Annotated in this window: 22 protein-coding genes; 19 read left to right on the top strand and 3 right to left on the bottom strand. The window is 46.2% G+C overall.

The genetic code is table 11. The annotated features are described in order from the left end of the window. The first annotated feature begins 29 nt into the window (after window positions 1-29). The 11 genes from ABTV53_RS18355 to ABTV53_RS18305 all read left to right on the top strand — a co-directional run bounded on the left by ABTV53_RS18355 (window position 30) and on the right by ABTV53_RS18305 (window position 15,014). On the top strand, window positions 30-1,865 hold the full coding sequence (locus ABTV53_RS18355) for a cache domain-containing sensor histidine kinase (protein ID WP_433745024.1): 1,836 nt from the start codon (window positions 30-32) through the stop codon (window positions 1,863-1,865). Continuing rightward, complete coding sequence (locus tag ABTV53_RS18350; RefSeq protein ID WP_433745021.1) at window positions 1,862-3,493, top strand: response regulator transcription factor; 1,632 nt, start codon at window positions 1,862-1,864, stop codon at window positions 3,491-3,493. Before ABTV53_RS18355 ends, ABTV53_RS18350 begins: the two co-directional genes overlap by 4 nt. A gap of 28 nt (window positions 3,494-3,521) precedes the next feature. Then, on the top strand, window positions 3,522-5,177 hold the full coding sequence (nagZ, locus tag ABTV53_RS18345) for a beta-N-acetylhexosaminidase (RefSeq protein WP_433745019.1): 1,656 nt from the start codon (window positions 3,522-3,524) through the stop codon (window positions 5,175-5,177). 274 nt (window positions 5,178-5,451) lie between these two features. After that, complete coding sequence (locus ABTV53_RS18340; protein WP_433745016.1) at window positions 5,452-7,704, top strand: stalk domain-containing protein; 2,253 nt, start codon at window positions 5,452-5,454, stop codon at window positions 7,702-7,704. A gap of 339 nt (window positions 7,705-8,043) precedes the next feature. After that, the gene (locus tag ABTV53_RS18335; RefSeq protein ID WP_433745014.1) at window positions 8,044-8,508 is read left to right on the top strand and encodes a Fur family transcriptional regulator; all 465 of its coding nucleotides are present in this window, start codon (window positions 8,044-8,046) and stop codon (window positions 8,506-8,508) included. A 2-nt stretch (window positions 8,509-8,510) separates the two neighbouring features. Continuing rightward, window positions 8,511-8,762, top strand: a complete 252-nt coding sequence (gene yidD, locus ABTV53_RS18330) for a membrane protein insertion efficiency factor YidD (RefSeq protein WP_017687565.1) — start codon at window positions 8,511-8,513, stop codon at window positions 8,760-8,762. Between the two features lie 455 nt (window positions 8,763-9,217). Beyond that, a complete protein-coding gene (gene metG, locus ABTV53_RS18325; RefSeq protein WP_433745011.1) occupies window positions 9,218-11,242 on the top strand; it encodes a methionine--tRNA ligase in 2,025 nt (674 codons plus the stop codon). A gap of 236 nt (window positions 11,243-11,478) precedes the next feature. After that, window positions 11,479-12,537 (top strand): metal ABC transporter substrate-binding protein, encoded by a 1,059-nt coding sequence (locus ABTV53_RS18320; RefSeq protein ID WP_433745008.1) that lies wholly within the window; start codon window positions 11,479-11,481, stop codon window positions 12,535-12,537. A 99-nt stretch (window positions 12,538-12,636) separates the two neighbouring features. Then, on the top strand, window positions 12,637-13,395 hold the full coding sequence (locus tag ABTV53_RS18315; RefSeq protein WP_433745005.1) for a metal ABC transporter ATP-binding protein: 759 nt from the start codon (window positions 12,637-12,639) through the stop codon (window positions 13,393-13,395). A 52-nt stretch (window positions 13,396-13,447) separates the two neighbouring features. Next, entirely contained in the window at window positions 13,448-14,251 is an 804-nt protein-coding gene (locus ABTV53_RS18310) for a metal ABC transporter permease (RefSeq protein WP_433745003.1), read from the top strand. Window positions 14,252-14,300: 49 nt separating this feature from the next. Then, a complete protein-coding gene (locus tag ABTV53_RS18305; RefSeq protein WP_433745000.1) occupies window positions 14,301-15,014 on the top strand; it encodes a cytochrome c biogenesis CcdA family protein in 714 nt (237 codons plus the stop codon). Between the two features lie 145 nt (window positions 15,015-15,159). On the opposite strand, the gene splB is transcribed toward ABTV53_RS18305, so the two are convergent. After that, window positions 15,160-16,230, bottom strand: coding sequence for a spore photoproduct lyase (gene splB, locus ABTV53_RS18300; protein WP_433744997.1), 1,071 nt, complete (start codon window positions 16,228-16,230; stop codon window positions 15,160-15,162). 192 nt (window positions 16,231-16,422) lie between these two features. On the opposite strand from splB, the gene mntR reads away from it, so the two are divergent. From mntR to ABTV53_RS18285, 3 genes are all read left to right on the top strand, one after another. Next, window positions 16,423-16,851, top strand: coding sequence for a transcriptional regulator MntR (gene mntR, locus ABTV53_RS18295; protein ID WP_062835284.1), 429 nt, complete (start codon window positions 16,423-16,425; stop codon window positions 16,849-16,851). A 210-nt stretch (window positions 16,852-17,061) separates the two neighbouring features. Beyond that, window positions 17,062-18,672, top strand: coding sequence for a family 10 glycosylhydrolase (locus tag ABTV53_RS18290; protein WP_433744994.1), 1,611 nt, complete (start codon window positions 17,062-17,064; stop codon window positions 18,670-18,672). An 88-nt stretch (window positions 18,673-18,760) separates the two neighbouring features. Next, on the top strand, window positions 18,761-19,762 hold the full coding sequence (locus tag ABTV53_RS18285) for a patatin-like phospholipase family protein (protein WP_433744991.1): 1,002 nt from the start codon (window positions 18,761-18,763) through the stop codon (window positions 19,760-19,762). 61 nt (window positions 19,763-19,823) lie between these two features. Here ABTV53_RS18285 and ABTV53_RS18280 read toward each other — a convergent pair whose 3' ends face one another. After that, entirely contained in the window at window positions 19,824-20,156 is a 333-nt protein-coding gene (locus ABTV53_RS18280; protein ID WP_433744988.1) for a hypothetical protein, read from the bottom strand. A gap of 5 nt (window positions 20,157-20,161) precedes the next feature. Then, entirely contained in the window at window positions 20,162-21,154 is a 993-nt protein-coding gene (locus tag ABTV53_RS18275; RefSeq protein WP_062835280.1) for a DUF1385 domain-containing protein, read from the bottom strand. 215 nt (window positions 21,155-21,369) lie between these two features. On the opposite strand from ABTV53_RS18275, the gene ABTV53_RS18270 reads away from it, so the two are divergent. From ABTV53_RS18270 to ABTV53_RS18250, 5 genes are all read left to right on the top strand, one after another. Next, on the top strand, window positions 21,370-21,948 hold the full coding sequence (locus ABTV53_RS18270; RefSeq protein WP_433744985.1) for a YqhR family membrane protein: 579 nt from the start codon (window positions 21,370-21,372) through the stop codon (window positions 21,946-21,948). A 74-nt stretch (window positions 21,949-22,022) separates the two neighbouring features. Further along, window positions 22,023-22,466, top strand: a complete 444-nt coding sequence (gene aroQ, locus ABTV53_RS18265) for a type II 3-dehydroquinate dehydratase (RefSeq protein WP_017687578.1) — start codon at window positions 22,023-22,025, stop codon at window positions 22,464-22,466. A gap of 39 nt (window positions 22,467-22,505) precedes the next feature. Next, the gene (locus ABTV53_RS18260) at window positions 22,506-23,579 is read left to right on the top strand and encodes a M24 family metallopeptidase (RefSeq protein ID WP_433744982.1); all 1,074 of its coding nucleotides are present in this window, start codon (window positions 22,506-22,508) and stop codon (window positions 23,577-23,579) included. A 290-nt stretch (window positions 23,580-23,869) separates the two neighbouring features. After that, window positions 23,870-24,427, top strand: coding sequence for an elongation factor P (gene efp, locus ABTV53_RS18255; RefSeq protein ID WP_017687580.1), 558 nt, complete (start codon window positions 23,870-23,872; stop codon window positions 24,425-24,427). Between the two features lie 190 nt (window positions 24,428-24,617). Next, window positions 24,618-25,871, top strand: coding sequence for an aspartate kinase (locus ABTV53_RS18250; RefSeq protein ID WP_047843625.1), 1,254 nt, complete (start codon window positions 24,618-24,620; stop codon window positions 25,869-25,871). Window positions 25,872-25,913 lie beyond the last annotated feature (42 nt).

The following is a 25,913-nucleotide window of genomic DNA, read 5'->3' as shown; positions in this document are numbered from 1 at the left end:
CATGAACCAGTGGATAGGGAGAACGGGATATGAACTTGCGAATGAAGCTGGCCTTGGCATTTCTGCTGCTGATCATTGTACCGATGTGTGCACTGGGCATTGGCATGTTTCTGGTCACATCACATACGATTGAGAAAAAATACAATCAACAGGCCGAATATGCGCTTCAGGCCATTAGTTACAATATCGAGAACGTATTTCAGCAGATTAACAATGTGACCGACAACGGGATAGCGACATCGGTTTTTCAAATGGCGTTGAACGCCAAAGATCCGACCAAGCAGGATCTGGGAACCGGTAATCAGTTGTCCCTGAATGCCAGCCAGCGCAATTTCCGTTCCCTTCTATATAATTATCCGTTCATCAGTTATGCCTTTTTATATGATTTGCGTTCGTCCGAGAACAACCAGATTGTCTCCATCTTCACCAAAGAAAACTTTCAAGCCCTTCCTTTTCAGCAATTCAAAGTGCATCCCTTATTCAACGAAATTCAGCAACTCAATGGCGTGCCCAAATGGCTCGCACCTCTGGAATATCCCGAATTAACCGGGGTAGAACCTGTCTTCACCCAGATCAGACTGGTCAAAGAACTCAGTTATTTTCAGAATATCGGCGTGCTTGTTGTTCAGATCAAAAAAGGAGAGATCGACCGGATCTTCCGTCACCTGCAAATCAGCGATTCGGCACAGGATACGTCATTCCTGTTAATCAACGAAGAAGGGCTGATCGTCTATGATCCTGCAGGTCGTTATAACGGTGAGAACATGCAAAACCTTGGTGCTGAATCGGGCAGTTACGGTCCCGGATTTAACAGCGTCAGAACGGTCTTTGACGGCAAGGAAAGTATCATCTCACAATATCATCTGAAGAACTATAACTGGAGTCTCGTCAGTGTGACTTCATGGGAAGCCTTATCTGCGGAAACAAATGCCTTTGCAGGTTGGTCTGTCATTATTATTCTGTCGTGCCTGTTCGCCGCCATGATCTTTAATCTATTTTTCATGAATCGCATTACGGGCAACATTGCTGTACTTGTAAGGTTTATGCGTCGTGTGGATGATGGTGATTTTAATGCGAGGGTGGAAGGAAAAGGTTTTGACGAGATGCAGCTGCTTGCGCAAGGGTTCAATGAGCTATTGGATCGTATCGGGGGATTATTCCGTCGTGTTCGTGCAGAGCAGGAGCAGAAGGCGCAGGCAGAACTACGTGTACTACAAGCCCAGATCAAACCCCATTTCCTGTTCAACACATTGGAATCAATCAATGGCTTGGCACTACGCGGAGAAGGCCGCAAAGTAAGCGAGATGGTGACCAGACTGGGCAATATGCTTCGGATCAGCATTCAGGATCAGGAGGAGATTCCGCTGAGTGAGGAGATAAGGCATTTGCAGAGTTATCTGGAGATTCAACAGTACAGGTTCAGTGATTTGTTCATTTATGAGATTGACATTCCACCCCCTCTATACAGCGCAATCCTGCTCAAGCTTACCCTCCAGCCTCTGGTGGAAAATAGCATTCAACATGGGTTTGAGGGGATCACCTATCCAGGTGTACTGCGGATAAGCGCATATGCAAAAAGGGGTCAACTCGTGTTATGTGTTGAGGATAATGGGATCGGTATTCCCCAGGAAATGCTTGCACGATTCGAGTATATGGCAGCGGACCCGCCCGAGGATATGCTGGCTAAAGAGGCGGAATCATTATCGTCCATAACGGAACGCAGGGGATTGGGATTACGAAGTGTGGCAGATCGAATTCGTATTCAATACGGGGCCGGGTATGGCATATTTATATGTTCAGCACCGGGGTATGGCACAGTTATTCGATGCATCATTCCATTATATGAGCAGGAGGAAGCAGGATGAATCTGACTGCAATGCTGGTTGACGATGAACTGCCGATTTTGGAGAATCTGAACTACATTTTACCCTGGGAAGAGATGGGGATTGAAATTACAGGTACAGCGAGAAGCGGGGTAGAAGCGCTGGGGAAAGTAACAGAAAGTCATCCGGACATTCTCTTGTGTGATATTCGGATGCCGTCCATGGATGGATTGGAACTCATTCGTTTGTTGCGAGAGCAGGGTGAAACGTGTGAAATTATTTTGCTGACCGGGTATCAGCAGTTTGAGTATGCTCGTACCGCTATTCAATATAACGTTCATGAATACATATGCAAGCCCATTGATTATTTGAATCTGGAACATAAACTGCGTGAGCTTGCCGGGCAGATCCAGAAGAGACGTCTGGAAAACGAATCACAACGTTATCGGAGCCAAGAGATGGAAAGCTGGATCAGACACAAACAGTTGATTGACCTGTTGCGAGGAGAGGCACCGTTGAAGATTGCCTATCCTGCTTCTGTTTCTGAATTTATAACAACTGCTGTAACGTATACGTTGCTGCTTGTGGATGCGGTCGGTTATTTTCGCCATTCTATCGGCTGGTCTGAGCTTCAACATGAGCGATGGCATGAGACCGTAAGTTCCAGACTTAGGGAAGTGGCAGAGAGAAGTGCGGGGAACTGTCAGATTCTTTCGACTCGCAAAGGTGAGTGGTGCATCCTGCTGGAGGCATCGGGTGAATGGCAACGTGGTTCAGAGGAACTGGCCCATCAACTGTGTCTTGAATTAAATGCGATATTATCCTTGGATTCAAGTTTGAAGGTCAGGGTTGTTCAAGATATTGTGCCCGTTAACCTGGAAAGTAAAATTCTGGAGCGATATCAGCATTGTCAAAAAATACTGATGTCCCATTCGGAGAGCGAAGACAGGGTGCTGAAGACGAGTTGTCCCGAAACCACCTTATCGTATGATCATACGGCCTCGAAAGGGGCTAACTCATGGATTACAAGAGAAGATCTGGAGCTTGTTACTCGGTGTATTCGGCAAGGGAACAAGCAGGGGTTACGAGAAGTGTTGGATCGGCTTAAACAGCGAATGGGGAATTCAGAAGAATCCTTTAACAGGATAGATGAAACCAATCTTCGGTTTATGCTTGTACACATGCTTCGGGAACTGCGTGAAGTGCAGGCCATCGCTGAACAACACGAAGTGAATTATTGGAATGCACTGCAAGGAGCGGTCTCCATGAGGGAGCTCCTTGAACTTGCAGAGGTCATCACCCATGCCTGTCAGAGCAAACAAACGCAGCCACGTCCTTCCGTATCGGAACTGATCCTGTCTGCATGTGAGTATATGGATGCACGGCTGCAACAGGACTTGGGAATAGATGAAGTCTCCGATTGGCTCGGAATCAGCCCGGGATACTTCTGCCAACTATTTAAAACCCAAATGGGTGTTACTTTTGTGGAATACATGACCCAGAAACGGATGGAAAGTGCTGCTTTGTTGTTGAGTACAACCGAATGGAGCATTACAGCGATCGGGGAAGCAACAGGGTTTAAGGAGCGCCGTTACTTCTCAAAGGTGTTTCATAAACACTTCCACATGAAACCTTCGGAGTATAGACAGAGCAAACGACTGGGTTCATAGTGGCAACGGAAACGGGAGGAGAGGTCGAATGAAACCCTTGAATGAGCTGACATTGGAGCAAAAGGTAGGCCAATTGTTGATGTGTGGATTTCACGGTCAGCACGCAGATGAACAGATTACTCATTTAATCCGTGACTATCATATTGGAGGCGTCATTTATTTCCGGCGCAATGTGCACAGTGTAGATCAATTGACAAGGCTGTCCGCCGAACTGCAAGATATGGCTGCTGCAGCGGGGGCATTTCCACTCATGATTTCGGTGGACCAGGAAGGTGGCATGGTTGCACGGATTGACAAAGAGGGAATGACGCAAGTACCGGGGAATATGGCACTTGGTGCGACAGGAAATCCGGAATATACCCTGACGTGTGCCCAAATTCTGGGGCGTGAGTTAAAAAGCATCGGTATTGATATGAACCTAGCGCCAGTGGTCGATGTGAATAACAACCCGCTGAACCCGGTGATCGGTGTGCGTTCGTATGGTGAACATGCTGAAAGTGTGGCCGCTCATGGCGTAGCAGCCATCACCGGATATCAATCACAGGGCATTGCTGCTACTGCCAAACATTTTCCGGGACACGGAGATACCGCCGTAGATTCTCATCTGGGTATGGTTACGGTACCTCATGATCGAAACAGATTGGAACAGATGGAGCTGCTACCGTTCCGCCGGGCGATTGAGGCCGGGGTCGATGCTATCATGACAGCTCATGTGATGTTCCCTTCGATTGAGCCCGAGCCCATTCCGGCAACATTGTCGCATAAGGTGTTAACGGGCCTGCTACGTGAGGAAATGGGTTTTGAAGGCATTATTATTACAGATTGTCTTGAAATGCATGCAATATCCAAGCCATATGGGGTAGCTGAAGCTGCCGTTTGTGCTGTGGAAGCAGGAGCAGATCTGATTCTCGTGAGTCATACGTTGCAAGATCAGGTTGCTGCGCTGGAAGCCATTGTGGAAGCCGTTCGAACGGGCCGAATCTCGGAAGAGGTTATTCATCAGGCGGTGGAACGCATTATGACATGGAAAAGCAAGCGTTGCGGGCAGCAGAAAGATCATCTTGTTTCGCCGAAAGCAAGTGAAACGATCGAAGCAACCGATGTTGAACCTGTTAATGACAATGAATCCACTGAACCCAGTGATCCCAGTGATCCCAGTGAACGAAACGAATCGACGCTGTTCAAGATTGCTTCAAGCAGCATTACCATCGTTCATAATGATGGGCTGCTGCCGTTGAACCCAGAGAAGGACGTGTATGTCATCTGGCCAGAGGTTGTGCAGCGGACAGAGGTGGATGAACCATGGTCTCATACAGAATCGCTTGGTATAGCGCTATCGCAGCTGCGAGGCAGAGTTCGTGAACACAAGATTACAACTCAGCCCACTTATGATGAAGCAGATCGGATATTGACGGATGTGTCAGAGAGTGAACAAGTTATCATATGTACGTACACATCGGCAGGTCATCTTCCGAAAGGGCAACAGTATTTGGTTGAAAAGCTTAGTAAGAATCATTCTCTGATTGTCATTGCTCTGCGCAATCCATATGATCTGCTGGAGATTTCGAGGCCGGGAAGTTATGTGTGTACGTATGAGAATACACCTGCAGTTGTCCGGGCACTGTCCCATGTGTTAATCGGTGGACTGCAGCCAAAAGGAAGGCTGCCTGTACGTTTGCGCTAGACTTATTCAATTCTTAAATCTCTCTGCGATATGGTGCTAATTGACCATATCGCAGAGAGATTTTTTGTTGAAATTTACTATTGGTTAATTTTGGGGTGTAAATGCCGAAAAGATAATTGATAGATAACTATTTTCATAGTATTTTCCTTCTATTAAAAGTTTACAATTCTCCTCTTAACTTTTTAGCAACTTTTCCCGGTTCCAAGCGTCTAATAATATGACTTTTTGAGGGGGATATTTATAAAATGGGAGCAGAAGGAGCCAAAGACAAAGAATGAATTTGAAGAAGAAATTGTCCATACTTACCGCTTTTGCTGTGTTTCAGGCGTTTGCAGTGATTCCTGCGAATGCACAATCAGCAGATCAGAGCGATACTACATCAGTGAATACAGCCGAAGTTAAATCCGTGGAGGTTGTGAAGAAAGAACAAACCATCGCGGAATCCGAAGTGAAATCTGGAACAAACACGCCAACATCAAATAATGAAACAACTGAAGAAGTGAATTCCGAAACCAATGTTCCTGCAGGAACAGAAGTTACTCCAGTTGATCCGGTAATGGAACCGACAGAAGAAGAAGGTACAGCTGAGGAAATACCTGCACCTGCACCAGTAGAAGTGGAGCAACCTTCTGCAGGCGGTTCATCTGTTGCAGGAGGCCGCGGTGGAGACCTCACTCTTTATATGAACAGTAATAAAATGATGCAAGATGGCAAAACATATCTTGCCGGACAGCCGATGGCTGTTAAAAATGGTGTATCCTATGTAGCGATCCGTGCTCTTGTTGATCGGGTTGGCTATGATGTCAAATATGATAACACAACCAAAGAAACGATCATTATTAGTGGTGAAGATGAGCTGCGTTTCAAAACAAACAGCAAGATCTATACCGTTAATGGTGTGTCCAGAACGATGAAGGGTGCGGCTTATCAACAAAAAAATACGTTCATGGTGCCGTTGACTTCAATTACACAGGCTCTGGATATTACGTATAAAGTAAATCAATCTGCCAAAACGGTTGTATTGAATCTGAGTACCAAACCGGTAGCCAGTTTCACCGTACAAAAAGAAGTATTTGCTGGTGACCAGGTAACCTATACAACCAGATCCAGTTCACCCAAAGGGCTCAGCATTGTTGATGAGCGTTGGACTGGCCGTCAGGATTCATTCGACCAACCAGGGACGTACACGGTAACCTATGCGGTCCAGGATTCGAGTGGTCAATGGAGTGATCCGTACTCGGTTACGATTAAGGTTGAACGACCGAATCTGCCACCTGTCGCAATGTTTATGACAGATAAGGAAGAATACAAAATGGGTGAGAAAATCACCTATATTGATCAAAGTACAGATGATGAGAATGCGATTGTAAAAACAGAATGGGATAACAATGCACTGGCATTCTTTGTTCCAGGACCGAAGACCGTAACGATTACAGTTACCGATAAACATGGTGCTAGCGACAGCTATACCAAGATGATCAATATTACGGGCGAAACGCTATACAGTTTGACCGACTTCAATCAACTGTTCACACCAGTAGGTGAGAAGTTCACCTTCGACGGTGGCGGAGTACCGGCATTGGAGAAAGTTCCTTTCACGTATTATGATGAGCCGAGTTTGCTGATCCGCAGTAACAGTCCAGAAACAGTGAATACGGAAGGTGTTGTGTACAAGGAATCTTCCTTCGGACAGACACGCTTCATGATTCACCATGTGAACAACACGGGCAAAAATGTGAAAATGTACGTTGTGGCGACAAACAATAATGCTTACACGGCGTCTATTGAGCAGCAAAACATGGGCTTTGCGGGACCGTCTCCTTTTGCAACGGTAGCTGGAAAGCTGTCCATTGACCGTTGGTTCCAGTCCATGCAGAATGGTACTGGACAAAAGAAAGTGTACATCCAGCCTGGAGAAAGCAAGCTGATTCTCAACGATCTGAGCATTCTTCCAATGAAACAGGGACAAGTCATCTCCTTGTACTCGGATGTGTTCAGCGACTATGAACTGGATTACAACATTATCATGATCGAAGAGAACAAGGACCCGATGGAAGTGTTGTCCAGCCTGCCAGTTCTGGATCGTGATGGTGTTCACAACCGTGGAACGTATCCAAATGCAACACGGATTATTACGTATGATCAAGAAATAGGGTCGAAGCCTGCACGTCTTCCACTTGGAGATAATGCAAGTGATCCAAACCTTGTAGGAACGGATCCTATGGCGTATACAGAAGCTTCAAACGCAGGTAATTTCGGTGTATTGTACAAAATTACATTGAATAACGTTGCTCCGCGCACGCTGATTTCATTCAACCCTCGCGGGGGCAGATACTCAGGTGTGGCACTTGTGAATGGACAGGTTGTTCAGATTTCCACAGGTAAATCTGTAACTGCACCTAATGAGCAAAGCGTTATGTATCGCACAGGTTCGTACGGCGAGAGTGTAACCATTCTCTTCTCGGCGGCACCAGGTAGTAACCTGCCTGTTAACCTGCTGTTCACACCGCTTCCTGCTGAAAAGTAATATCATGAACATGCACGGACGGTTTGGAGTGAAAGCTTATATCATATATACCCGTTCACCCCAAAAGTCGCCCGAACGATTGATCATCTGAACCGTCAGGAAGGGACTCCATCAAAATGCAAAGTCATTAGCTCAAAGCTAAACGTAATGACAATGCATGTGCATGGAGTCCTTTTTATATGTTGTTGGAATGATATAACCCGGTGCCTTCGTTGACTCTAATCGTAATTTGATGCATTATTAGAGGTATACAAGAAAGCAAAAGTATTCGTTTTTGCCGAATAACTGTCGCTCTATGAATGATGCAAAATGCTCGTATGACAGGAGGTGCTTTAAATCATGCTGTCGACAGAACAGATTATTTCGACCATGTCCTCACAGGGGCTCCGCATTACCGATCAGCGGAAAACATTGGCCCGGTTATTTGCCGAGTCACCCGGGTATCTTACACCCAAGGACGTCTATGAATATATGGGTAAAACTTATAGCGGACTGAGTTTTGACACAGTATATCGGAATTTGCGTGTGATGCAAGAACTGGGTGTACTGGAACAGGTCATCTTCGAAGATGGCGTCAAATTCAGAGCACATTGTAGCGAAGATCATCATCACCATCATATGATCTGTCTGAAGTGTCAGAAGACATACCCGATTGTTTTTTGCCCGATGCAGCTTGCGGATGCGCCTGAGCAATTTCAGGTTGTAGATCACAAGTTCGAGGTATTTGGATATTGCAAGGACTGTGCTGAGTATGCTCCGGCCAAAGCGGCATCCGGACATCAACACGCTCACGGGAAGCACTGACCATGAAGTTATCGCGCAGAATTGCTCAGGCACCCATTCGGGTATACCGTAACTATATCTCTCCATTAACGCCGCCAACTTGTCGGTTCTATCCGAGCTGTTCGGCTTACGCCATGGAGGCGATTGAAGTGCACGGTGCGCTCAAAGGCTCGTTGTTAACAGCGAAACGTATTGCCAAATGTCACCCGTTTCATCCAGGTGGAGTGGATCTGGTACCGCCGAAGGCGGAGAAGTCTATGATGGTATCAGAGTAAACCATATTCCCCTGAAGCATTCGGATGAGCTTGAAGCAGGCCGGGATTGACTTGAGGATGCTGTCCACTTGACAAAGGGGTCCGCATTTCAGTATATTTTTCCTATATGATTTCCAGTGAAGGGATAAGTACAGACACACCCCCAGTGCAGAGAGCCGGATGAGCTGAGAACCGGTCTGGGAGGAGGATGGAATATGGTCCCGGAGGAACCTCTTTCGAGCGTGCAGACAGTGATTTAAGAGCTGCTGTCGTAAGGTTGAGGCGTGATCCAGCGTTAATGGGCGGTCGAAGGACCGACAGAGCCTGTGTTTTGAGAAAAACATGGGGAATTTGGGTGGTAACACGTGAGAGCAACTCTCGTCCCATAGGGGCGGGAGTTTTTTGTGTTCTTTTTTAGTTGTTTTGGACGAAAAGATCACATGAAGCAGGAACATTTGAAGGAGGAGAAGTCATTCATGGCTGACCAAAAAACATTTTATCTGACAACCCCGATCTATTATCCGAGTGACAAATTGCATATTGGGCATGCGTATACAACAGTGGCGGGAGATGCGATGGTTCGTTACAAGCGTTTACGCGGTTATGATGCTCATTATCTGACAGGAACCGATGAGCATGGACAGAAGATTGAGCGCAAGGCACAAGAGAAAGGACAGACACCACAAGCTTTTATCGACGATATCGTTGTGGGGATCAAGGAATTGTGGAACAAACTGGACATTTCCAATGACGATTTTATCCGTACAACCGAAGAGCGTCACAAAACCGTCGTTCAGGATATCTTTGACCGTTTGCTGAAACAGGGAGATATCTACAAAGGTGAGTATGAAGGCTGGTACAGCATTCCGGATGAGACGTATTACACGGAGACTCAACTGGTGGATGTAGAGAAAAATGAGAAGGGTGAGATTATCACGGCCAAGAGCCCAGATAGCGGACACCCGGTTGAATTGGTCAAAGAAGAATCCTACTTCTTCCGTATGAGCAAGTATGCTGATCGGCTGTTGAAATATTATGAAGAGAACCCGGGCTTTATCCAGCCGGAATCCCGTAAGAACGAGATGATTAACAACTTCATCAAGCCAGGTCTTGAAGATTTGGCAGTATCACGGACTACATTTGAATGGGGCGTCAAAGTTAAAGGCGATCCAAAACACGTAGTCTACGTGTGGATTGATGCGTTGTCCAACTATATTACAGCACTGGGCTACGGTTCATCCGATGCATCCCTGTATAACAAGTTCTGGCCTGCGGATGTGCATCTGGTAGGTAAAGAAATTGTTCGTTTCCATACGATTTACTGGCCAATTATGTTGATGGCATTGGATCTGCCTTTGCCGAAGAAAGTGTTTGCACATGGCTGGTTGTTGATGAAGGACGGCAAGATGTCCAAATCCAAAGGCAATGTTGTGGATCCGGTGACTCTGATTGACCGCTATGGTCTCGATGCACTTCGTTATTACCTGCTGCGTGAAGTACCGTTTGGTTCCGATGGTACATTTACACCAGAGAGCTTCGTTGAGCGTGTCAACTCCGACCTTGCGAACGATCTGGGTAACCTGTTGAACCGTACCGTTGCGATGGTAGACAAATATTTCGAAGGCAAAGCCCCTGCATTTGCTTCCAACGTAACTGAATTTGATGCTTCATTGGAAGAAGCAGGTCATGCCACGGTGGAAAAAGTGGAACAGGCGATGGAAAACCTGCAGTTTTCCGTAGCACTGACAGCGATCAGTCAGTTTGTCAGCCGCACCAATAAATATATTGATGAGACGCAGCCATGGGCGCTGGCTCGAGATGAAGCGAAACGTGATGAATTGGCATCCGTTATGGCTCACCTGATCGAAAGCTTGCGCATTGCTTCCATTCTGTTGCAACCGTTCCTGACGCGTGCTCCCCATAAAATCTGGGCACAGCTCGGTATTCAGGAAGGTGAAATTACGGCTTGGGATACAGCCAAGCAATGGGGGCTGGTTCCGGCTGGAAACGCCTTGCAAAAAGGTGATCCAATCTTCCCGCGTTTGGATTCCGAACAGGAAATTGCTTATATCTCAGAAGCGATGACTGGCGGCCAAAAAGCAGCACAGCCTGAAACAATTCAAGCAGATGCTGGAACTTCGGCAGCGGTTGAACCGGTAACTGCACCTGAAGGTACGGAAGAGATTGGTATTGACGATTTTGCCAAAGTTGAGCTGCGTGTGGCTCAAGTCATTTCCTGCGAACCTGTTAAAAAAGCGGATAAATTGCTGAAATTGCAGCTCGATCTGGGTTATGAGCAGCGTCAGGTTGTCTCAGGAATCGCGAAGTTTTATTCGCCAGAAGAAATGGTTGGACGCAAAGTCATCTGTGTGACTAACCTCAAACCGGTGAAACTTCGTGGTGAACTGTCTCAGGGGATGATACTTGCAGCGTCCCATGGCGACCAGCTTACACTTGCTACAGTACCAGACAACATGCCTAATGGAGCACAAGTAAAATAAAATATAAATGAAGATATAAATACTGTCGTAACTATGACTCAAGGTGACCCGATGTAATTCGGGTCCTTTTTTTGTTGATATAATTCGCATCTGACGGGAAGAGAACAAGCATATACTGTTATGAACTCCGTACTTCAGGAAAGAATAAATAGAACGGGATAGCTTGACAAGTAGGTTCAGGTTACCTATAATTCTTTCAGTAATGTTTACGATTAAGAGATGCGGAGTGAATCATAATGACATTTTATAAAGTGCAACATCAAGTTCAGGATAACCGGATAGGGAAGAAGAGCAAAAGAGGCAACATGAAGGTACTGTGGACGGGTTTGCTTATTCTCACTTTGCTGGTATTGTCTGCGTGTGGGCAGGATAACTCCAATAGTGCGAAGATTGTGGAAGGCAAGATTAACGTTGTGACGACATTTTATCCTGTATATGCTTTTACGACTGCCATCGGTGGTGAGGATGCCAATGTCATTAATCTGCTGCCAACAGGAGTAGAGCCACATGACTGGACTCCGAAGAGTCAGGATATTGTTAATACGTCCAAGGCACAGCTGTTTTTCTATAATGGAGCTGGACTGGAAGGATGGGTGCCCAATTTCCTGAAGTCGCTGAATGGCGATACTCAAGTGAAGTCTGTTGCCGTCAGCGAAGGGGTTACGTTGTTAACTGCTGAGGGTGATGATGGGCACGGTCACGGCGAAGAGCATGAAGACGAACATGCAGATGAACACACAGATGAGGCTACCAGTGAAGATGTCGCTGATCATCATATTGATCCGCATACGTGGGTTAGTCCGAAATCAGCCATGATCATGGCTGAAAACATCAAAAATAGTCTGGTCGAGGCAGATCCGGATCACAAAGCAGGTTACGAACAACGTTATGAAGCGCTTCGTACGAAGCTTGAGACGCTGGATCAGCGTTTTACAGATGAATTGGCTACCGTACCGAACAAGGAAATTGTTGTCTCGCACCAAGCGTTCGGCTACCTTGCGCGTGATTATGGATTAACCCAGCATGCCATTATGGGACTCTCCCCGGATGCTGAACCGACAGGACAGGATATTGTGAAACTTGCGAAACTGGTTAAAGATGAAGGCATTAAGTACATTTTCTTCGAAGAGCTGGTATCGGACAAATTGGCGAAAACACTGGCAAGTGAAGCAGGCGTGGAAACCATGGTCCTTAATCCGGTTGAGGGATTAACCAAGGAGCAGGCAACAAACGGGGATGATTATTTCACCCTGATGGAGAAAAATTTGCAAAATCTGCTGATCGCATTAAAATAAGATAGAATGAAGGATTCAGATCAAAGAGTCTTTACCGTTCGCGGTGAAGGCTCTTAGGACGCTATGGGATTCTTATATATAATGAAGGGCGGCTTTGCCATGCAGCAAATCATGCCACTATGTCATGATCCAATTATAGAGATCGAGAACCTATCATTTTCCTACGGGGACCAGCGAGTGATTGAGAATCTCGATTTTATGGCCCAGGAACGGGACTTTGTCGGGATTATCGGTTCCAATGGGGCGGGTAAAACGACATTGCTGCGTATGTTGGTAGGACTTCTTCCTCCTGCGCAGGGAGATATCAAACTATTCGGACAGTCGATCCGCAGGTTCAAGGACTGGGAGCGAATCGGATATGTGCCACAAAAGAATGCATTTAACCCGTTGTTCCCTGCGACCGTTCGTGAAGTGGTCATGTCAGGTTTATACAATAACAAAAACATGTTCCGTCGTATGTCTCGCAAATGTCAGCAACAGTGCGCGGATGCGATGCAGGTCATGCGGATCGAGGATCTGGCGAACAAACGAATTGGTCAATTGTCCGGCGGACAACAGCAGCGTGTATTTTTGGCACGGGCGCTTATCAATCACCCGGATCTGTTGATTCTGGATGAACCCACAGTAGGTATTGATGCTGAATCACAGGCCAGTTTCTTTGAACTGATTACGCATATGCATGAACATCACCGCATGACTTTTCTGATGGTGTCTCATGATATGGATCGGATGGAGAGTTATCTGGGTTCTGAAGCTGCGGTAACGAATGGCAAAATTAATTTCCATGTCCGTCATTCGCATGAGGTACAGGATTGTGCTGAGACCAATCTGCAACATACCACTGCACAGGTACGCTAGCCGTTTTTATGGCCCAATAGATTAGAGTAAGGCCGAAGGAGTCGTGTTTGTTTTGGAAATATTAATGAGTGATTTTTTTCAGCGTGCGCTGGTGGGAGGATTGTTAATTGGCATTACCGCTCCGTTAATCGGGCTGTTCCTGGTCTTACGTCGGTTATCCATGATCGGAGACACGTTGTCTCATGTGACCATTGCCGGCGTTGCACTTGGATTTCTGATTGAAGTGTATCCCATTGCGGTGGGCTTGATATTTGCCGTACTTGCTTCATTTGCGATAGAGAAATTGCGCAAAGCGTACAAGAGTTACGCCGAATTATCGATTGCCATTATCATGTCCGGTGGCGTGGCGCTTGCTTCCTTGTTCTTCACGCTGGGCAAAGGATATAATGCAGATGTCATGAGTTATTTGTTCGGCAGTATATATACATTAGACGCTACGGATCTGAAGCTGGTAGGTGTGGTTACGCTGATCGTGGTGATTGTAGTGGCATTGTTACATAAGGAATTTTTCCTGCTCAGCTTTGAGGAAGATGCGGCAGCGGTAACAGGGTTGCCTGTGAGAATTCTGAACATGTTAATCACTGTGATGACAGCACTTGTCATTAGCACGGCGATCAAGATTGTCGGTGCGCTTCTGGTGTCAGCGCTATTGACCATTCCGGTAGCGGTCAGCCTGTTGATGGCTCGAAGTTTCAAATCCGCCATTATCTTGTCCGTGGTTATCGGTGAAATTGCAGTAGTCCTTGGACTGGTCGTAGCAGGCATCTGGAACCTCGCACCTGGAGCAACGATTGTATTATTGCTGATCATGATGCTGATTCTGACGATGATTGGAAAAAAAGGGTTCCGAGCCTGACGACTGAACGAGCAAGCACGTGAGCCCGGGGAAGGGAGACATCCGCTTCATGCCTGATGTTAATGTATGGATGGCTTTTGTAGCAGGTTTGGTCTCATTTATATCACCATGTTGTCTTCCGTTGTATCCGTCGTACCTCTCCTACATTACAGGTATGACGGTGCAGCAATTGAAGGATGACCGTAATCAGCGGGAAGTCCGCTTTAAAACCATGACGCATACGCTGGCGTTTATTTTAGGCTTCTCGGCTGTGTTTTATTCACTTGGCCTTGGTGCCGGACTGTTTGGCCAATTTTTCAATGATAACCGGGAACTGATTCGGCAATTGTCTGCGATTTTGATTATGCTTATGGGATTATTTTTGCTTGGTGTGTTCAAACCGCAGTTTCTAATGAAGGAACGAAAGCTGGATATGAAGTGGAAACCAGCAGGCTATCTGGGCTCTTTTATATTTGGCATCGGTTTCTCAGCAGGCTGGTCGCCTTGTATTGGTCCCATTCTCGCAACAATCATTGCGATGGCTGCGAGTGAGCCCACAACCTGGCTGGCGCTGATTACAGGTTATACCGCAGGGTTTGCCATACCGTTCTTCGTTTTGGCCTTTTTCATCGGTTCGACACGCTGGATCTTACGGTATTCCAACGTCATGATGAAAATCGGGGGAGCATTAATGTTGTTCCTCGGGGTATTGCTTTTTACAGATCAGATGACCAAAATTACGATCTGGTTGCAGCAGATTACACCAGACTGGATGATTATTTAAACGCATGAAATGTTTTTGAATTTTATTATGTATGGATAGCAGGCTACATGAATTCAGAGTCTCTCTGGATCATGTAACCTGCTTTTTAATCGTTTGTTAGGAAAATTTATACCCGCATAACATTATGGACAGTCCCGTTTTTCGTTTAGGTGAAGTAATCAATATTGGCTAGCGGGAAATGTTCAAAGATGCGTTCCGTAATGAATTCGCGCAGGGCATCCTGCTGGTCATCTTTATACACATACTTGTACTGGCCCCAGCGGCCCCATTTCATCTTGCGTTTCTCGATATCCATCTCCAGCTTGGTTTTGGGATATCGCTTTTCAATGGTCGCTTTGGCCGTTTTGGTAAAACGGTGCTGGATCATCTCAAACGTAAGATCCCTGGTTGCTTCCTCTGGAAGTGTATCTGCCAGCTTTTGTAACAGATTCGAATATCCTTCTTCCCAACCTTCATACCACATAATAGGAGCGATAATGAAGCCCAGGGGATAACCGGCATGTGCAATTTTGCCAGCAGCTTCAATGCGTTCCTCAAACCTTGAAGTAGCCGGTTCAAAGTTTTTGATGACATAATCCGAATTGACACTAAACCGGATACGGGTGTGGCCGTTATGCTTAATGTTCAGCAGAGGATCAACGTGATGATATTTGGTTACGAAGCGCAAGCGTCCATATTCTTCTTCCGCCATAAAACGGATCAAGTCACTTAAATTCTCCGTGATATGCTCCAGTCCTACGGGATCGGATGTACAGGCAGCTTCAAAGCGCGTGATTTCAGGCGCCCGTTCTTCGATGTATCCTTTTGCAGCCTGAATGATCTCCTCGGTATTAACATAGACACGGACATAGGGTTTCGCACCAAGTGTAGTTTGAAGATAACAATAATGGCAGTGCCCCATACAGCCTGTAGAGATGGGAATGGCATATTCCGCTGAAGGTTTCGACTGGTCGAACTTGAGTGTTTTGCGTACACCAACGACCAGAGTACGCTTTGCCATCCGGTACTTTTCTTGTTCGGTTTCACCGGGCAGGTTTGTGATACGGTTATGGGATGTGGTCATTTGATAAGGTATGTTTTTGGATGTGACCCATTCCATAATCCGTTTGCCTTTATCATATTCCAACGCACCGGGTTCAAAATACACCAAATCGGGAATAAAGGGTTTAGTGCCTTTTGCTTTACGAACTGGCGGTGAGGCTACACTTGTACTCACGAAATCACTCCTTTCGATGCGGAACTTTGCTTAGTTTGCCTCGTTTGGAGAGAAGTCACGCCTGCCAATTACTTGTGTAACAGCGGGCTCCGAACTGTGCAGGACTTGCCAATGCGTATTGATAACATGTATCATTATAAGATAGGGACCAGGCACGAATAGGGGCCGGTCAGAGAGAAAAGAGGGAAGCAGATGCCAACGCCCAGTATGGAAGATTATTTGGAGCGTATATACAAATTAATTGATGAAAAGGGCTATGCTCGTGTGTCTGATATAGCTGAAGGACTGGAAGTACATCCTTCATCGGTGACGAAGATGATCCAAAAGCTGGACAAAGACGAGTACCTGATCTATGAAAAGTACCGCGGACTGGTGCTTACGCCAAAAGGCAAAAAAATGGGCAAACGTTTGATGGAGCGCCATCATCTGCTTGAGCAGTTTTTGACAACGATTGGTGTTCAGGAAGAGAATATCTATAATGATGTGGAAGGCATTGAACATCACCTGAGCTGGGACTCCATTACCTGTATTGAGTCTTTGGTAGAATACTTCCGTCAGGATGAGAGTCGGTTACGTGACCTCAAAAATCTTCAGGACGTCATGAGTAATACGGAGTCTTGATTTGCAGCAATGGAATAAACATGGTGATATACAATGAATCGTATCCTATGATCAAAGGATGCTTCTTGCCGTTTTAATGGCAGGAGGCATTTTTTTGTTTGGTTTGACACCATAATTTGGTGATTTTTCGCAACTAAACGAACGGTAGGAGCGTCTATTAAACTAGTAGAATTTACCGCAAATTTATAATGATTTTGGAGGACTGCACTAATGAATGTTCGTAAAGGATTGATGCTGCTGCTCATTTTTGTACTTGGATTACAGACAGCAGGCATGACGGCACAAGCAGCCGGACAGAAGGAGATTGCTATTTTTCTGGACGGCAACCGCTTGGAGTCGGATGTATCACCATACATCTTGCCCAAGGTCAATGTAACGATGGTACCTCTGCGTGTCATTAGCGAAGGACTGGGTGCATCTGTACTATGGTCTCAAGCTACTCGTACCGTGACCATTCAGAAATCCGATTCAGTCATCTCTATGACGAGCGGGCGCCAGCAGGCGACAGTGGATAACGCTATAGTTGGTCTGGATGCATCGGTCGAATTGAAACAGGGTCGGGTTATGGTACCTATTCGATTTGTCAGTGAGAACCTTGGTATTCGGGTGAATTGGAATCAGGCAGCTCAGACCATTGATCTCTACACAGGAGACGAATCAGTCCCAACTCCTGAACCAACCCCGGCAACCCCAGCGGAGCCTGGAGGCACGGGCACTGTACCAGCTTCTGATGAGATGCGGGGAGCCTGGATTTCCACTGTGAATGGAGACTGGCCTTCATCCGGAGCGAAGGGAAATGTGGAGAAGCAAAAGCAGGAGTACACGAAACAGCTTGATACTTTGCAAGGTATGGGCATTAATGCCGTATTCGTTCAAGTGAGAGCCAATGGGGATGCCATCTATCCTTCGGGTCTGGTACCTTGGAACAGCGTATTAACAGGAACACAAGGTAAAGATCCTGGCTATGACCCGCTCGCGTTTATGGTTGAGGAGGCACATAAACGAGGTCTGGAGTTCCACGCCTGGTTTAATCCGTTTAGGGCAACGAACTCAGCGAGTACATCGAACTTGGCTGCAAACCACATCTCCAAGCTTCATCCCGACTGGATTGTGAATGCATCCGGCAAAATGTACATTAACCCGGGTATCCCGGAAGCCAGACAGCATATTATCGATACAATCATGGAAGTGGTCAATCAGTATGATATTGATGGTGTACATCTGGATGATTATTTCTATCCATCCAATGTGACTTTTAATGATGATGCAGCCTTCAAAATCTATAACACATTAAATACCAAAGACCGTGCTGAATGGCGTCGGGACAATATCAATCAGTTCGTTAAGCAGCTCGGCCAGAGCATTCACCGCGTGAAAGCTAACGTTGAATATGGAATTAGTCCATTTGGTGTATGGCGTAACAAATCTGTTGATCTGACAGGTTCTGATACCAAAGCAGGAGTAACCGCGTATGACAGCATGAATGCAGATGTGCGGACATGGATTAACCAGGAGTGGATCGACTATGTCGCTCCGCAGGTGTATTGGAGTATGACACTGAGTGTAGCTCGATACGACAAAGTCGTGGACTGGTGGGCGAATGAAGTGGCTAACACAAATGTAAAATTGTATATCGGCCACTCACCTTATAAGTTAGGTACGCCAGAGATTGGCTGGCAGACATCACAGGAGATCATCGATCAGTTGAACTACAACAAGAAGTATTCTTCGGTTAAAGGGGATATTTTCTTTAGTTCACAGTACTTGACGAAGAACCCTCTCGGCTTGATTGCCAAATTGAAAGCATACTATGGTCTATAAAACATTTTAACAGAACAGTGATAAGACAAACCCTTGTTCTCATAGAGTGGCAGTAGAAATGTGGCTGCCTGGAGAACGGGGGTTTTTTATGTTAATTAACGCGGTATTTGAAGGTGGAGGCGTCAAGGGAATATCGCTTGCGGGTGCTGTGCAGGGTGCTCAAGATTGTGGCATTCAGTTCAATCGGGTGGCTGGCACGTCATCCGGCTCCATTGTAGCTGCTCTGCTAGCGGCGGGTTACCGGGCTGAAGAGATGAAAGTCATTATTGAGAATACACCTTTTGTTTCATTGCTGCGTCGTTCCCCCATATTTAATACCCGATGGATCGGACCCGCCGCGAGGTTGTTCTTGAAGAAAGGTTTGTATTCGGGCGAAGCGCTGGAATCATGGATTCGCAAGATGCTGGAGCAGAAAGGGATTCGCACATTCGCTGACTTGCCACAAGGCAAGTTACTTATTACGGCGTCCGATATTTCCAATGGGACCATTCTGGTGCTGCCAGACGATATTCGGCGGTTTGGCATTGACCCTGCCAAGCTGGATGTTGCAAAGGCGGTACGTATGAGTTGTAGTATTCCGTATTTTTTCGATCCGGTCGTCATACGCAAATCGCCAGTATTCTCCAAAGGACTCCCTTTTCAAGATCAGTTCGTATATGTAGTGGATGGTGGATTGCTTAGCAATTTTCCGCTGTGGCTCTTCGATGGTGATCGTTCGGAACGAGGGGGAGACGTTATTCCGGTTGTCGGTTTCAAAATGGTGGGCAAGACGGAAGTGGAACCTGCCCGGATTAAAGGACCGCTAAGCATGCTTCAGGCCCTTGTAGAGACGATGCTTACAGCTCATGATGAACGCTACATTGAACAGATTAACCGATTTCGTACAGTGAAAATACCAACGCTTGGGATTAAACCAACGCAATTTCATTTATCGTTACAGGACAGCACTGCCTTATATCGATCAGGTGCTACGGCAGGGAGCGAATTTTTCAACGGGTGGAATATAAAAGTGTATGATGAACAGCTGGACAAACAAAGGAAAGAATTACGCAAAAAACAAGCAGAAGCTCCGCCTCTGATTCCAGTATAAATGTGAAAAAAGCAATTCTCCGCATGTTGGGAAAATTGCTTTTTTGTATGTTCAATAACTTTTAGTGAAATTTTGGTATATCTTCATCGCTTTTCCCTTTTTGTCCCTGAATCACTTGGAAAGGATAATCCTTGCGTTTCCTAGAAGAGCCACTGCTCTTTCTGGCACTGGACTGTGCATTGACTTTCGCCATGGTTCGTGCCGATGGCTTAATCTTCGGTGATTTGGCTTTGCTTGCCCAGCGACGAGGCGGATATTTGTACAGCAGGAATACGGCTCCGAACACGACCAGAGGAATAATGATCCTGGATGGACTAGCGTTCCCCAGCCAAGTCAAGACTCCAACAGCAGCTAGTGCGATCAACGTCCAAAATAAGATTGCCTGCTTGTTCATATCATTCACCCTTTCACAGGATCGAGTGTTGCAACAGGTACTTCTGATGTAGCCGAGACATTGGCAAGCTTGGCATCCAACTCACGCATACGGTTAAACGAAGCAATGGATACTTCTACCTGTTCGTTGGTCGGTTCTTTTGTTGTCAGCAATTGCAGCCACAATCCCGGGTATCCGAGATAACGCAGTACAGGAATATCACGTACCGAATTCGTGAGCTTTAACAGCTCAAAAGAAATGCCTAGCACAACTGGCAATAACAACAGACGCTGACCCATCCGTTCCCAGAGATTATCGTACGTGAAGAGAGAGTATAGGAACACTCCAATGATGACAGTCAACATAATGAAGCTGCTTCCGCAACGGTAGTGCAGTCGGCTGTACTTTTGCACGTTCTCCGGTGTCAGTTCTTCACCAGCTTCATGTGCGCTGATGACTTTGTGTTCCGCTCCATGATACTGGAAGAGACGTTTAATCATCGGCGTCTGTGAGATTAACCACAGATAGGCGAGTAACAGGATCAGCTTAATGCCGCCTTCCAGTAAATTATGCAAAAACTGATTGTCGAATGCATTTTTGAACAGAAAATTCTCGATTACAACAGGAAGCAATGTCAGCACAACTTTACCAAAAAGGAATGAAAGGATGGCGACGGCGGTCACACCAATGATCATGCTAAGACTCCAGCCCGAGCCTTCTTTCTCTTTTTGCTTGGCTTTCTCTTCCGGTTCCAGTTCATCATCAGCATAGGCGTCAGCAGAATAATTAAGATGTCTGCTACCTTTGACACTTGAATCTATAATGCTGACAATTCCGCGTAATAAAGGAATCCGCCGCAATTTGGTGACCCAGGACTTGTCTTGCTTGGGAACTTCCAGATACGTAATTTCGCCGTCTTTTCTGCGAACAGCTGTAACGTTGACATGTTTCCCACCAAACATTACGCCTTCAATGACAGCTTGCCCCCCATAGCTGACAGGCTTGGATTGTTGAGGCAAATTATTCACCTTCCTATTCTGTTCTAGGCCTTATCAATCAAAGGCAGTTTAATAACCCTATTGTATCGAATTTTACGACCAATTTCTAGTTTGTGAGTCAAACCTTGAAGGATGTTGTTAAGATTGTCCTGTTTTGAACATACTACCTCGTAGAATCAGACAGTAAATCCGGGGCATATTGCGGGATTATCAACTTAATATGAAGGAGAATATCAATGACAGAACGCAAGCATGAAGATACATCGCAAGATGAAGGTCAACGACCCAATGAGCGGCAGCAAAAAGACAGGGGCAGGCGCCCTACCCAGAGGCAAGGTCAAGCACACTACTACACCAAGCCATTTTCCTTTGCCTTAGAGCTTGGCTTCTTTGCCGGTTTTATCTGGGGTGGGTTACATTGGCTATTCTACCTGTTGCATTTTACGATTGTACCTGTCGGATTTCTGGCCGAGCCTTTTTTCAAACATCAATATATATATACCGCAGCAGGACATTTGACAGGATGGCTGTTTTTTATCGTTTTTTCCATTTTGGCTTCCTTGCTCTATACGTTCACGATTAGAAAACTGAAAGGGCCTATACCCGGCATGGTGTATGGTATCGTCTGGTGGCTAATTCTCTTTGTGCTGGTCGGACCAAAAGTGGGGATGATGAAGCCTTTGAACCGTTTGACGTGGGATTCGATCTTCACGGAACTTTGTTTCTTTTTGTTATGGGGGCTGTTCATTGGTTACACGGTAGCCATGGAGTACACGGATGAACGCAAACGTGAGCCGGAGCAAGCGGGGGCATAGCAAAAAAGCTTCTCAATCCGGCAATGGCTGTGTTAAAATAGCAGATGGTTATTTGCAGAGAGGGTGGAGCAGCGATGAAACGAATTATTGTGATCAATGGTCCGAACCTGAACATGCTTGGTGTACGTGAACCGGGCATCTATGGAACGCTTAGTCTGAAGGATATTGAGGACAAAATTCGCAGACAGGCTGATGAAATTGGCGTCTCCATCGCTTTTTATCAATCGAACCATGAAGGGGACATCATTGACCGCATTCATGCAGCGCTGGGTGAGGCAGACGGAATAATACTGAATGCCGGAGCATTTACCCATTATAGCTATGCTATACGTGATGCAATCAATGCTGTAAAAGTCCCTACGGTTGAAGTACATCTATCCAACATTCATGCACGCGAAGCGTTCAGACATCATTCAGTGATTGCAGCGGAAACAATCGGGCAGATTGCCGGATTTGGCGAAGTAAGCTATGAACTGGGATTGCTGGCTCTTGTGCGTCATCTGGACAAACAAACCTGAGCCGGGAACCCGGGAATGTGAGAGAAAGAAGGGTTACCGATGGAAAACAAACGAGTTAATAAGTTGCGTGAAGCCATGCGTGAGCATGAACTCACTGCAATGCTGATTACAAACCCGATTAACCGTCGTTATATGACGGGTTTCACAGGCTCGGCGGGATATGTGCTGATTACGGAACAGGATGCTTTCTTGCTGACTGATTTCCGTTACATGGCTCAAGCGCCTCAGCAAGCCAAAGGATTCACCGTGGTGGAGCATGGAGCTAAACCGATGGATACGGTGCGTGAACTGCTTGCATCCGCGAATATCAAGGAAGTTGGCTTCGAGCAGGATAGTGTTACATTTGGCACGCATTCCGCTTATGCTGACGCACTTCAGTCTGTTGAACTGAAAGCAGTATCCGGGATCGTGGAACAACTTCGTATGTTCAAGGATGAAGAAGAGATCGCAGTTATGCAGAGAGCAGCAGATCTTGCAGATGCCACGTTCAGCCACGTTTTGCAGTTTGCAAAACCAGGCATGACGGAGCGTGAAGTGGATCTGGAGATGGAGTTTTTCATGCGCAAACATGGAGCAACGTCCTCTTCATTTGACACCATTGTAGCCTCGGGTGAACGTTCAGCCATGCCTCACGGTGTAGCGAGCAGCAAGGTCATCGGACAGAATGAGTTAATTACATTTGACTTTGGTGCACTTTTGGACGGATACTGTTCAGATCTGACACGTACCATTGCAACAGGTACACCTGTACCTGAACTGCGCAAAATTTATGACATTGTACTGGAAGCTCAGTTACATACGCTGGAGAACCTGAAACCGGGCATGACCGGACGGGAAGCAGATGCATTGGCTCGTGATATCATTGCAGGTCACGGATATGGAGATCAGTTCGGACATAGCACAGGCCACGGTCTGGGTATGGAAGTTCATGAAGCTCCTCGCTTGTCCAAGCTTAGCGATGATGTATTGAAACCGGGTATGGTTGTTACCGTTGAACCGGGTATATATATTGACGGGCTTGGCGGCGTACGTATCGAGGATGACGTAGTGATTACCGAGACGGGTATTCATATTCTCACGAAGTCGGACAAGAAGTTCACCGTAATCGGCTAAATTACAGCCATCAGGGATATAAGGCGATTTTTAATGTGTAATTTAAATTGAAAATATGAAATTCACCATAACGGAGAGTGCAGAACCAATCTGAAGAAGCGAAGCGTTCGCCTTTATCACCGGATTTTCCCATTGATAATGGGATCAAAAAAATCTGGGGATAACAGCGATCGGAGGATGGTGCTGCAATCGAAGTACTGAGGTGGACTTTCTTGGATTCATTTTACATTTAACATTAACCCATCGCCCTTATATCACCTACTTTTCAACCATATCAGGAGGGATTTTTTGTGATTTCAGTAAACGATTTTAAAACAGGCTTGACCGTGCAAGTAGACAACGATATCTATACCGTGCTTGATTTCCAACACGTTAAACCAGGTAAAGGTGCTGCCTTCGTACGTTCCAAATTGAAAAACCTGCGTAATGGTAACACGGTTGAAAAAACATTCCGTGCAGGCGAAACCATTGGTCGTGCCATCATCGAAAACCGTGGCGTATCCTACCTGTATGCAAGCGGTACAGAGCACACGTTCATGGATAACGAAACATATGATCAGTTCACATTGACTAGTGATCAACTGGAATGGGAATTGAACTTCCTGAAAGAAAACATGGTCGTTAAGATCGTTAGCTACCAAGGTGAAATCCTCGGAATTGACTTGCCAACAAGCGTTGAGTTGAAAGTCATCGAGACTGAGCCAAGTGTTAAAGGTAACACTGCACAAGGTGCTACCAAAAATGCAAAAGTGGAAACAGGCTTGAACGTACAAGTTCCTTTGTTCATTAATGAAGGTGACGTTCTCCTGATTGACACACGTGAAGGTAAATACTCTTCCCGTGCGTAACTTTCACAAGCTGTAAGCTAATAAACGGTATTAACAACCCTTTGCCATTCCTTTGGCAGAGGGTTTTTTCGAAAAAAGATTAGCCTATCAGGCGCTTTCGTAATATACTGGGTTAAAGTCATTTCTCGTAGAGAATAATGGCGATGGACATTAATTATGCATACTGCACAAGGTAGGGAGTGGATTTGCGTTGTCATTGTACGTCATGAAATTTGGGGGCAGCTCGGTCGGAGATACAGAACGCATGAAGCGTGTAGCCGGACGTGTTGTAGAAAAAGCTGATGAAGGACATCGGTGTGTAGTCGTGGTTTCGGCCATGGGGGATACAACAGATGATTTGATTGATCAGGCAAAACAACTGAATAGTGATCTGCCTGCTCGTGAGATGGATATGCTCTTAACGACAGGAGAACAGATTTCGATCTCTTTGTTATCGATGGCTATTCAAGCGCTTGGACGTAAGGCAGTATCGTTTACGGGCTGGCAAGCGGGATTCCGCACAGAGCCGGTTCACGGAAAAGCACGTATTCATGATATTCAACCTGACCGTGTAAATGCAGCGCTTGCTGAAGGCAATATCGTTATTGTTGCAGGTTTCCAGGGCATGACGGAAGACGGCGAGATCACAACGCTGGGTCGTGGTGGTTCGGATACAACAGCTGTAGCGCTGGCCGCAGCCATTAAGGCTGATGCGTGCGAGATCTATACGGATGTAGACGGTATCTATTCTACAGACCCGCGGATCGTTAAGGTTGCGCGCAAGCTGAAGGAAATATCGTATGACGAAATGCTGGAACTTGCTAATTTGGGAGCAGCGGTGCTGCATCCGCGTGCAGTAGAGTACGCGAAGCATTCCGGTGTACCTTTAATTGTAAGATCCAGCTTTAACCATAATGAAGGAACGGTTGTGAAGGAGGAAGCAGCAATGGAACAAGGTGTAGTGGTTAGTGGTATTGCCTATGACAAAAACGTGGCTCGCATCAGTATTCTGGGTGTGCCGGACGTACCAGGAGTTCTGGCCGAAGTATTTGGTGCGCTTGCATCCAATCAGCTGGATGTGGACATTATCGTTCAGAGCGGTGTGATGGATGGCAAAGCGGACTTCTCGTTCTCTGTGGCGCTGTCTGATCGTGAGAACGCATTACGTGTCATTGAAGGCCTGCACAGCCGCTTGCCTTACCGTGAAGTCACATCTGAGGAGAACCTCGTTAAAATCTCCATTGTTGGCGCAGGCATGGTCAGTCACCCAGGTGTAGCTGCGAAGATGTTCAAAGTTATTTCCGCTGAAGGCGTGAGCATCAAGATGGTGAGTACTTCCGAGATCAAAGTATCTTGTGTTATTGACGGAGATAAGCTGCATGACGTCATTAAGGCATTGCATACAGCATATGATCTCGACACTGCTGAGCAAGCCGTTATCGGTGGACCTCAAGATCGCAGATAAGCATTTTCTGTGTATGTAAATTAGCAAAGGTGTACTGTTGCC

Source organism: Paenibacillus amylolyticus (assembly GCF_050990605.1).
Classification (GTDB): Bacteria; Bacillota; Bacilli; order Paenibacillales; family Paenibacillaceae; genus Paenibacillus; species Paenibacillus amylolyticus_H.
Note: the sequence above shows the minus strand (reverse complement) of the source record. Positions and strands in the feature narration are given on the sequence as shown.